Origin of the sequence: Actinacidiphila cocklensis, assembly GCF_907177275.1 — a bacterium.
GTDB lineage: Bacteria > Actinomycetota > Actinomycetes > Streptomycetales > Streptomycetaceae > Actinacidiphila > Actinacidiphila cocklensis.
On the sequence record NZ_CAJSLV010000071.1, the window covers coordinates 66,905 to 76,381 of the forward strand.

Annotated in this window: 10 protein-coding genes; 6 read left to right on the plus strand and 4 right to left on the minus strand. The window is 74.7% G+C overall.

The features are described from left to right. Window positions 1-51 precede the first annotated feature (51 nt). A complete protein-coding gene (locus tag NFU81_RS26655; RefSeq protein WP_251494776.1) occupies window positions 52-858 on the minus strand; it encodes an IclR family transcriptional regulator in 807 nt (268 codons plus the stop codon). Between the two features lie 182 nt (window positions 859-1,040). Here NFU81_RS26655 and NFU81_RS26660 point away from each other — a divergent pair, with 182 nt between their 5' ends. The 3 genes from NFU81_RS26660 to NFU81_RS26670 all read left to right on the plus strand — a co-directional run bounded on the left by NFU81_RS26660 (window position 1,041) and on the right by NFU81_RS26670 (window position 4,167). Beyond that, window positions 1,041-2,708, plus strand: a complete 1,668-nt coding sequence (locus tag NFU81_RS26660) for a GMC family oxidoreductase N-terminal domain-containing protein (protein ID WP_251494778.1) — start codon at window positions 1,041-1,043, stop codon at window positions 2,706-2,708. Then, window positions 2,705-3,412 (plus strand): class II aldolase/adducin family protein, encoded by a 708-nt coding sequence (locus NFU81_RS26665; RefSeq protein WP_251494780.1) that lies wholly within the window; start codon window positions 2,705-2,707, stop codon window positions 3,410-3,412. Before NFU81_RS26660 ends, NFU81_RS26665 begins: the two co-directional genes overlap by 4 nt. Window positions 3,413-3,510: 98 nt before the next feature. Continuing rightward, entirely contained in the window at window positions 3,511-4,167 is a 657-nt protein-coding gene (locus tag NFU81_RS26670; protein WP_251494782.1) for a PhzF family phenazine biosynthesis protein, read from the plus strand. A 57-nt stretch (window positions 4,168-4,224) separates the two neighbouring features. Here the strand turns inward: NFU81_RS26670 and NFU81_RS26675 are convergent, their stop codons facing one another. The 3 genes from NFU81_RS26675 to pdxR form a co-directional block, all read right to left on the minus strand. After that, window positions 4,225-4,503, minus strand: coding sequence for a dsRBD fold-containing protein (locus NFU81_RS26675; protein WP_251494783.1), 279 nt, complete (start codon window positions 4,501-4,503; stop codon window positions 4,225-4,227). Between the two features lie 238 nt (window positions 4,504-4,741). Then, window positions 4,742-5,233, minus strand: a complete 492-nt coding sequence (locus NFU81_RS26680) for a peptidylprolyl isomerase (protein ID WP_422665293.1) — start codon at window positions 5,231-5,233, stop codon at window positions 4,742-4,744. Window positions 5,234-5,340: 107 nt separating this feature from the next. Continuing rightward, window positions 5,341-6,744, minus strand: a complete 1,404-nt coding sequence (gene pdxR / locus NFU81_RS26685) for a MocR-like pyridoxine biosynthesis transcription factor PdxR (protein ID WP_251494787.1) — start codon at window positions 6,742-6,744, stop codon at window positions 5,341-5,343. A 47-nt stretch (window positions 6,745-6,791) separates the two neighbouring features. Between pdxR and NFU81_RS26690 the strand changes: the two genes are divergently transcribed. From NFU81_RS26690 to NFU81_RS26700, 3 genes are all read left to right on the plus strand, one after another. After that, window positions 6,792-7,973 (plus strand): MFS transporter, encoded by a 1,182-nt coding sequence (locus NFU81_RS26690; protein ID WP_251494790.1) that lies wholly within the window; start codon window positions 6,792-6,794, stop codon window positions 7,971-7,973. A gap of 528 nt (window positions 7,974-8,501) precedes the next feature. Then, the gene (locus NFU81_RS26695) at window positions 8,502-8,708 is read left to right on the plus strand and encodes a type A2 lantipeptide (protein WP_251494793.1); all 207 of its coding nucleotides are present in this window, start codon (window positions 8,502-8,504) and stop codon (window positions 8,706-8,708) included. 73 nt (window positions 8,709-8,781) lie between these two features. After that, on the plus strand, window positions 8,782-9,477 hold a 696-nt coding region (locus NFU81_RS26700), incomplete at its 3' end, for a biotin/lipoyl attachment domain-containing protein (RefSeq protein ID WP_251494796.1).

The following is a 9,477-nucleotide window of genomic DNA, read 5'->3' on the forward strand; positions in this document are numbered from 1 at the left end:
TCGGCTCCGGTGCGCCCCGGTTGGGTGCCGCCGACGCTCGGCCCGGCGCCGTCAGCGCGGCCCCTCCAGCACCAGAACCTCGCGCAACCGGCGTGCGCTGTGCTGGAGTTGGCGCGCGATGGCGCCGGTCCTGGCGGCGGCGTTCCTGGTCCACGTGGTGCCCACGCCCAACGCGAGATAGCTCCCGCCGTGCTGGTCGAGGATCGGCACGGCCACCGACAGCTGCTGCGGGCGCAGTTCCCGGCTGGAGACCGCGTAGCCGCGCTCCACCGCCGCGTCGAGTTCCGCGCGCAGCCGGGCGGTGGTGGTGAGGGTGCGCTCGGTGAACCGCTCGAAAGGCGCCAGTGCCGCCAGTTCCCCCTCGGAGGGCCGCGGCCAGGCCAGCAGCGCCTTGCCGAAGGCGGAGGCGTGCAGCGGCACGGAGTCGGTGACCCGGGCGGACCACGCGTCCGGCGTCCACTCGGCGGGCAGGTCCGCGACGAGCAGCGCCTCGCACCCGTCCCGCAGCGCCAGCACCGCCGATCCCGACGTCAGCTCCGAGAGCCGGCGCAGCTCGGGCCGGGCCAGGTCGAAGCGGCGCTGGTGGTGCAGGGTCCGGTTGAGCCCGGCGATCGCGGTGCCGAGCCGGTAGCGGCGGGTCGCGGGGTCCTGTTCAAGGAAGCCGGCCTGCTCCATCGCGCGGGCCATCCGGTGGACGGCACTGACGTTGAGGTCCATCCGGCGCGCGATGTCCGCGGCGGTGGCAGGCCCCGGCAACTCCCGCAGCACGCGCAGCAGGTCGAAGGCGCGCTCGACGGTCTGGGCGCCCGGCGGGCGGGATCGGGCGTCCTGGGGCTCCTGGGCGTCCTGCTCGGTCATGCGCGTAGCGCTCCTTGTGTCGTCGACTCGGCTGCCGGCGTGGGGCGTCGGGCCGCCCGCCCCGGTTCGGCGCACGGGTCGGCCGGACGTGGAGTCTAGCAACGGGCCATGTTTCATTGCCATTATGTGAAGTCATCTGTCACTATTTGACATGCCGTCGGACGCGCTTGAATGCTGTTCGCATGACGGCTTACGACTACGTCGTGGTCGGCGGGGGCGTGGCGGGTTCGCTGGTCGCGGCCCGCCTCTCCCGGCGTTCCGGCACCACCGTTCTGCTGCTCGAAGCCGGCACCCGGCTCCCCGAAGGACCGCCCGCCCGGGACCCCGCACGCGCCGCCGAGCTGTACGGCACGGACGCGGACTGGGCGGACGAGACCGTCCCGCAGCCCGGGCTCGGCGGCCGTACGGTCCGGTGGCCCGCGGGCCGCGCGCTCGGCGGCTCCTGCGCGATCGACGCGTCGCTGTGGGTGCGCGGCAACCCCGCGGACTACGACGGGTGGGCAGCCTACGTCGGGGCCGGCTGGGACCACCGCGCCGTGCTGGCCGCCTTCCGCCGCCTGGAGTACGCCGCCCGGGTCGTGGACAGCTATCCGGCGTTCGCCGACCTCCCGGACCGGCTCGGCGCGAAGTTCCGCGAGGTGGGCGAGATCGCCGCCGGGCACGGCAGGTCGCTGCGCTCCGGCACCCGGTTCCAGGTGATCGTCCGACCTGGACCACGGTTTCGAGCCGCTCCCGTACGACGGGAGCACCGACGCCGAACTGCTCGCCGCCTTCCGCGAGGTGGGCGGCGCCCGGCCGCTCGCCGCGCACCGGTGAACGCGGCCGACCCCGCCGAGGGCCTCGGCACGGTGTGGCTGACCCGCTGCCCGGTTCCCACCGCCAGCGGCATCGCGCACCGGCTGGGCTGGCTGGCCGAGGAGTTCGGGCAACGGGGCGTCGGCGTCGCCGAACTGCGGGACGCCGGGCCGCAGTCGGCGCGGCACCACCTGGACCACGGGCTGCCGGGGCTCTTCCGCGAGGGCGGCAGCGTCCCCGCCCTCGCGGCCCGGGCGGCGGGCGCCCCGACCCGGCTGATCGGGCTGACCTGGATAGAGGAGCGCCAGGTCGTCCTGGTCAGGCCCGGCTCCGGCATCACCACGCCCGCCGCGCTCGCCGGGCGCCGGGCCGCCCTGCCGGTGCACGGCCCGGAACCGGGCGCCGGGGTGATGCGCGCGATGGCGCTCCACGGCTTGCGCGGGGCGCTGGGCCTCGCGGGGCTCGGCCTGGACGCCGTCGACCTCGTCGAGGTGCCGGACGCCCGCGAGAACCAGCCGGGCTGGACCGTCAACGGCCCGCTCGCCCGGCCCTGGACGGGCATCGACGCGCTCGTCCGCGGCGAGGTCGACGCCGTCTACGCCAAGGGTCCGGCCGCACTCGACCACGCAGCGCAGGCCGGCGCCGTCATCGGCATCGACCTCGACGACCACCCCGACCCCGCCTGCCGGGTCAACAACGGCACCCCGCGCCCGATCACCGTCCACGAGCGGACCCTCGCCGAACACCCCTGGGCCGTCTCCCTCTTCCTCGCCCAGACCCTGCGGGCCGCGGACTGGGCTGCGCAGCACCGCGACGACGTCCTGCGGATGCTGGCCGCCGACAGCGGCGGCAGCGCGGAGGCGGCGGCCCGCACCCACCGCGGCGACTTCCACCGCCGCCTGGCCCCCGACCTCTCCGAGAACCGACTGCACCTGCTCGACCGACAAAAGGAGTTCCTGGTGTCACACGGCTTCGTCCCGCACGACTTCCCGCTCGCCGACTGGGTCGCACCGCAACCGCTGCGTGCCGCGCAGGAACTGGTGGCCGCCGGATGAGCGCCGACGACTTCACCGCCACCCTGCTCGACGACGCGGCCGTCGCCTTCCGGGTGCTGCGCGAGACCGGCACCCTCACCCCCAGCGCCACCCTGAGCTTCGTGGTGCGCGAACCGGGCGGCGACCGGGTGCTCAACGTCAAGCACCCCGACCCCTTCCGCCCCGACGCGCCCGTGCAGGCGGTGCCGACCAGCATCGTGGACGGCCCCGGCGCACTGCGCCCGTGGGGCGACGGCATCCGCTACACCGCCGTTTTCGCCGCGCACCCGTGGCTCGGCTCCATCGCCCACGTCCACACCCCGCACCTGGCCGCCTGGGCGCAGGCGCACCGCCCGTTCCCGCTGCGCTACGTGCCCGCCCAACGCGAGACGACAGCCGCGGAGTTGCCCGTCTACCTGGACCGCCACGAGGGCGAGGACGAGTTCATCCTGCGCGCCCTGGCGGACGAGCCCGACGTCCCCGGCATCCTGGAGGCCAACGGCGGCGCCACCCTGTGGAGCCGCGGCGGCCTGCTCGACCTGGCCCGCCTCATCCTCATCGTCGAGGAGGGCGCCCGCGCCCAGACGCTGGCCGAACCCCTGGGCGGAGCCGAGGACTTCGGCCCCGGCGTGCTGGCCCAGCAGTGGAACGCGATGGGCCGCGGCGACTCCGACCGGGCGCGGGAGAGGATCGCCAGGACGGAGGCGCGCTACTCCACGGCCTGACCGGCCGGCGGCGCCGCCGGTGCGAGGACCGGCGGCGCCGCCACCCGCGACGGCTCCCGGGCGACGGTGCCCCTGCCGCGCCGTGGTTGACTGCCCCGGTGACCGACTACGACGTACTGCGTGTCTTCTGCGGAGCCGACGGCCGTCACGGCAACGAACTCGCGGTCGTACGCGACGGGTCCGCCGTGGCCGACACCGGTGAGCGCCAGGTCCTCGCCGGGAAGCTGGGGTTCAGCGAGACCGTCTTCGTCGACGACCCCGAGCGGGGCGCCATCGACATCTACACGCCCACCCTGCGGCTGCCCTTCGCCGGGCACCCCTGCGTCGGCACCGGTTGGCTGCTCGACCTGCCCGAACTGATCACGCCCGCGGGCGTGGTGGGGGTTCGGCTCGACGGCGAGTTCACCTGGATCGAGGCGATGGCCGCCTGGGCGCCGCCGCGCACCCTGCGGGAGTACGGCTCGGCCGAGGAGGTGGAGGCGCTCGACGTACCGCCGCCCGGCGAGTGGATCTACGCGTGGGCGTGGCAGGACAAGGCGGCCGGGCGGATCAGGGCCAGGGCCTTCCCCGGCCGCGACGACGGGATCGACGAGGACGAGGCCACCGGGGCGGCGGCGCTGCTGCTCACCCACCGGCTCGGCCGCGCGCTGAACATCGCGCAGGGCCTGGGCTCCCAGATCATGACCGCACCCCACCCCGACGGCCTGATCGAGGTCGGCGGCCGCGTCGAGCTGGACGGCCAGGAGTCCGCCTGACCGCCTCGGCCGTAGCCGTCAGCCGGCGCTGTTGCCTGGTGTTCCGGCGCTGCCGGCCTACTGCGCCGACTTGGCGTTGGCCGCCGCGTCGCTCGTGGCCTCGTGGAGGAGCTGCCTGCCCAGGTCGAGCAGCGCGCGTCCGGCGGCGTACTCGTCGCCGATGACGGGCGCGGGCGGGTCCTCCGGGTTGCGCTGCGCGGTGGTCCGGGCGCGCAAGGTGCGTTCACCGGTGTCGAGCGCGGCCTTGACGGTGGTGGCGTCCTGGCTCTCCTCGGCGATCTCCAGGTCCAGCGTCCAGGTCTTGGTGCGCGGCTGCGCCGCTGTCTGCTCCTGCATCACGAGCCGTCCGTTCCCGTACGCGTGTCGCTGCGGGTACCGGACCACGCCGTACGCTGCCTCGTGCGGCACTCCGCGCCTCGCACGGATGCCACGTCCGGCCCCTTCATGCCAGGACACCTGCCCGGCCAGAGCGGTCGCAAACCGGGCATATCGGTCTCCTGTCGATGCCCGGGGAAAGTCATGAAGGGTCCCCGCGAGCTGTCGCCCACGAGAACCCTTCGGCGGAACCGCGAGATCAGTCGACGGTGCCGGACGCGGTGATGACGACCTTCGAGGACGGCCTGCCGCTGCCGGAGCCCTTGCCCTCGATCAGCTTGACCAGCTCCGAGCCCTCGACGACCTCGCCGAAGACGACGTGCTTGCCGTCGAGCCAGCTGGTGACGACGGTGGTGATGAAGAACTGCGAGCCGTTGGAGTTCGGCCCGGCGTTCGCCATCGACAGCAGGAACGGCCGGTCGTGCTTGAGCTGGAAGTTCTCGTCCTTGAACTTCTCCCCGTAGATGCTCTTGCCGCCGCGACCGTCACCGGAGGTGAAGTCGCCGCCCTGGAGCATGAACTCGGGGATGATCCGGTGGAAGGCGGAGCCCGCGTAGCCGAAGCCGTGCTCGCCGGTGGCCAGCTCGCGGAAGTTCCTGGCGGTCTCGGGCACCACGTCGTCGAACAGCCGGAAGACGATACGTCCGGCCGGGGCGCCGTCGACGGAGATGTCGAAGTACACATTGTTCATGACCCCCATCCTTGCATCCCCGTGACCGGGGGCCGTGCGTCGGGGGCGTGTCCCGGCCGTGTCAGGCCCGCTCGGGCAGCCGTGTCAGGGCCGCCCGGGCAGCCGCGTCAGGCCAGCAGGTCGCCGATCGCGGCGATCCCCTCGGCGATCGCCCGCTCGCCCAGATTGCCGAAGCCGAGGACGATCCGGCCCGGCCGCGGGGCGTGCCCGGCGCGGTTGGCGCTCATGCCGTAGAGGCCGACACCGCGGGTCCGGGCCGCCTCGATCACCGTCTGCTCGTCGGCGCCCGCGGGCAGGTGCGCGACGGCGTGGAAGCCGGCTGCCAGGCCGGTGAGGCGCACCCCCGGAGCGTGCGCGGCGAGTGCGGCGACCAGCGCCTCGCGCCGGGTGGCGTACACCGACCGCATCCGGCGCAGGTGCCGGTCGTAGCGGCCCGACTCGATCAGCCGGGCCAGCGCGAGCTGGTCGAGGGTGGGCGAACCGCGGTCGTCGACCTGCTTGTACGCCGCGACGCGCTCGGCCAGCGCGGGCGGGCACAGCAGCCAGCCGATGCGCAGCGCCGGCGCGAGCGACTTGCTGACGGTGCCGATCGCGACGACCCGGTCGGCAGCCAGGCCCTGCACCGCGCCGACCGGGTCGCGGTCGTCGTAGCGGAACTCGGCGTCGTAGTCGTCCTCGATGACGTACGCGTCGTGCGCGGCGGCCCACTCGACCAGGGCAAGCCGCCGCCGTGCGGCCATCACGACGCCGGTCGGCCACTGGTGGGCGGGCGTGACCAGGACGGCGCGGGCGCCGGTCGCCGTGAGCGCGTCGACGTCGAGGCCCTCGTCGTCGACCGGAACGGGCACGACCCCCAGGCCCGCGTGCGCCGCCGCGGCGGCGGTCATGCCGGGGGCGCCGGGGTCCTCGTGGGCGAGGGTGCGGACACCTGCCGCGGCCAGGGCGCGCAGCGTCAGGGCGAGCCCCTGGGCGTAGCCGGAGCAGACGATGGTGCGCTCCGGGTCGGTGGCGGCCGCCCTGACCCGGCGCTGGTAGCCGGCGAGCACCTCGCGCAGGTGCGCGCTGCCGCGCGGGTCGCCGTAGTCGAGCGCCGCGGTGGGCATGGCGCGGGCGGCCTCGCGCGTGGCCCACAGCCAGTCGGCCAGCGGGAAGGAGCCGAGGTCGGGGACTCCGGTCCTGAAGTCGGCCGTCAGCCGCGGGGGTCGGACGGGTGCGGAACGCGGTGCGGGCGGCGGGCAGGCGCCGGCCGCGACGCTGGTGGCGGCGCCCACCCGGGAGGTCAGGTAGCCCTCGGCACGGAGTTGGGCGTAGCAGTCCTGCACCAGGCCGCGGGACAGGCCGAGTCTGCGGGCGAGTTCACGCGAGGACGGCAGGCGCTCGCCGACGTCGAGGCGGCCGCCGCGGATCGCGTCCCTGAGCTGGTCCTCCAGCTGGGCACGCAGCGGCCGCGGGCTCTCCCGGTCGAGGGTGAGCAGCACCTCGGGCGACAGACCGGACCACTCCAGCGGCATGGAAATGGAGCTTACCGGGGGGCCGGACGGTGCCTAGCGTCGTTGCCATGACCACGTCGCCGCACGTCCGCACTCCCGCCGCAGAACTTCCGTCCGCCAGGCCGCCGCTGGTGACCAGGCCGCTGCTGCTGCGCTTCGTCACCGTCGTCGGAGCGTCCGCGAGCCTCTTCCTGCTGCTGTCGGTCGTCCCGCTGTACGCCACCGCGTCCGGCGGCGACGCGGGCCTTGCGACCGGGGCGCTGATGCTGGCAACGGTGTGCGGGGAGCTGGCCACGCCGCGGCTGGTGGCCCGCTTCGGCTACCGGTGGGCGCTGGCAGCGGGCCTCGTCCTGCTGGGTGCGCCCGCGCTGTTCGTGACCGCGTGGGGCGGCATGGGCTGGATCGTCGCGGTGTGCTGCCTGCGCGGTCTCGGCTTCGCCCTCACCGTGGTGGCGGGCGGCGCGCTGACCGCCTCGCTGATCCCGGCCGAGCGCCGCGGCGAGGGCCTGGCCCTGGCCGGCGTGGTGTCGGGAGTGCCTTCGCTGATCGCGCTGCCCCTGGGCGTCTGGCTGGCGGACCGGTACGGCTTCCTGCCGGTGTCCGTCGCGGGCGGCCTGCTGGCGCTGGCGGCGGTGTCGGTGGTCCCCGGCATCCCGGGGCGCGAGCCGTGCCCCGCGAAGGAGTCTGCGGCGGGTGCGGAGGGCCGGATCGGTGGCGGGCTGCGGGACGGTGGGCTGGTGCGGCCCGCCGCCGTCTTCACGGTCACCGCCCTCGGGGCCGGCATCCTCGTCACCTTCCTGCCGCTCGCGGTGCCGGCGGCCGCCTCCGGCGTGGTCGCCGCCGCGCTCTTCGTCCAGCCCGCCGCGGCGACCGCGGCGCGCTGGTTCGCCGGGCGGCTCGGCGACCGGCGCGGACCGGGACGGCTGGTGCTGCCCGGGCTGCTGCTGTCGGCCGCGGGCCTGCTGCTGACCGCGGCGACGGGCAGCACCGCCGCGGTGCTCTGCGGCGTCGCGGTCTTCGGGGTCGGCTTCGGGGTAGCGCAGAACGCCACGCTGTCGCTGATGTACGCCCGGGTGTCCGCCGCCGGCTACGGGACGGTCAGCGCGCTGTGGAACGTCGGCTACGACGCCGGAATGGGCGCGGGCGCGGTCGGTTTCGGCGCCCTTGCCGCGTTGACCGGCTACCCGGCGGCCTTCGCACTGACCGCCGCGGCGATGCTGCTGCCGCTCCGCCTCGCCCGCCGCCCGTGACAACCCGTCCTCGCGGCCCCGTTCACGGCGTGCGCGGCCTTCGCGGCCAGCGGATGTCCGACATCGCGCCAGATGCCCTGATGTCCCGCCCGTCGGCCGACGTGGCCGCAGGAATACCGTTTTCTGCGGGACCGCACAGCACGGGTGCAGACTCTGCACACACAACCGCCGGATCTGCCCGCGGTCCGTGTTCCGGCCGCGGGAAACGCAGAGGTGTTCGAGTCCGATGGACCGGCGGCGGGCCGTTCCCATGGTGTACGAATTCACGGGGGCAAACGGTGTGAAGAATTCGTCACCGCGATGTGCTGACGGCAGTCACAACGCGCCGACCTGCACCGACCTGCCGGTCGGACCGAGTGGCCCGGCACCGTGCGACGTGCTTACATCTCCGCCAAGCGGGAGCTGAGCGAACGCTCTACGGAATTCCGGGCGCCGGAGGGGCGGTTGATTCGACCTGCCTTGATGGCACCGCCATCCCGGTCGACAGGATTTTCGAAAAATTCCGCACAACGAAGGGATTACGCAGTCATGCGCAAGGACTCCACCCCCCAGATCGAGACCCGCGAGATTGCCGACAGCGACCTCGACGGCATCTCGGGCGGCATTCTCGGCCCGGTGCTCGACACCGTCTTCACGGTCGACTCCATGCTGCCGACGGTCTCCGACGTGGCGGGTCTGGCCACCTCGGCGACCGGCCTGAACGTGGCGCCGCTGGCCGGCCTCGCCGGTATCTGAGCGCATTCGCAAACGACCGTGGACCCCGGAGCCTGACAGCCCGGGGTCCACGGGGCTGTCAGGGAGGACTCCGGTGGAATTCCGGCAGAAGGCACTGTCCAGGCTCCGCTCGCCCGAGGAGCTGGATCTGCCGGTGCGGCTCGCCCGCCCGCAGGGGCTGCTGGCGCTGACCGTCGCGCTGGTCGTGCTGGCCGGCGCGGGGGTGTGGGCCGTCGGCGGCGCCGTCTCGTCGCGGGTGGAGGTGCCCGGCGTGCTGACCCACGGGCACGGCGGTTACGTCCTGCAGAGCCCGCTGGCCGGCCAGGTGGTGAAGGTGCGGGCCAAGGTCGGCGACCTGCTGGCGGCCGGGGCGCCGCTGCTCGACGTGCAGACCGCGGCAGGGGTGCAGCCGGTGCGGCTGGTCGCTGCCGGCCGGGTGACCGCGCTGCCGGCCGGTATCGGCTCGGTGGTCGCCGCGGGCACCGCGGTGGCCGGGGTGGAGCGGGCGGGGAAGGCCGGCGAGCCGCTGGAGGCGGTGCTGTATCCGGTCGGCGGTACGGCGCTGCCGGTCGGCGCCGCGGTGGAGATGACCGTGCAGTCGGTCCCGGCCGGGCGCTACGGAGTGCTGCGCGGCACGGTCGCCGCGGTGGGCCGCGAGCCGCAGAGCGCGCAGCAGATCGCCGACTTCCTGGGCGACGCCCGGCTCGGTGCCGCGTTCGCCGCGCACGGGGCACCGCTGGCGGTCACCGTCCGGCTGCGGCGCGACCGCGGGACGGCGACCGGCTACGGC

Bases quoted from the DNA above. Each gene is read 5' to 3' on its own strand.
- NFU81_RS26680 (WP_422665293.1), bottom strand. From the start codon at position 5,233: ATGAACAATGTGTACTTCGACATCTCCGTCGACGGCGCCCCGGCCGGA.
- NFU81_RS26690 (WP_251494790.1), top strand. From the start codon at position 6,792: ATGACCACGTCGCCGCACGTCCGCACTCCCGCCGCAGAACTTCCGTCC.
- pdxR (WP_251494787.1), bottom strand. From the start codon at position 6,744: ATGCCGCTGGAGTGGTCCGGTCTGTCGCCCGAGGTGCTGCTCACCCTC.
- NFU81_RS26695 (WP_251494793.1), top strand. From the start codon at position 8,502: ATGCGCAAGGACTCCACCCCCCAGATCGAGACCCGCGAGATTGCCGAC.
- NFU81_RS26665 (WP_251494780.1), top strand. From the start codon at position 2,705: ATGAGCGCCGACGACTTCACCGCCACCCTGCTCGACGACGCGGCCGTC.
- NFU81_RS26675 (WP_251494783.1), bottom strand. From the start codon at position 4,503: ATGCAGGAGCAGACAGCGGCGCAGCCGCGCACCAAGACCTGGACGCTG.
- NFU81_RS26660 (WP_251494778.1), top strand. From the start codon at position 1,041: ATGACGGCTTACGACTACGTCGTGGTCGGCGGGGGCGTGGCGGGTTCG.
- NFU81_RS26655 (WP_251494776.1), bottom strand. From the start codon at position 858: ATGACCGAGCAGGACGCCCAGGAGCCCCAGGACGCCCGATCCCGCCCG.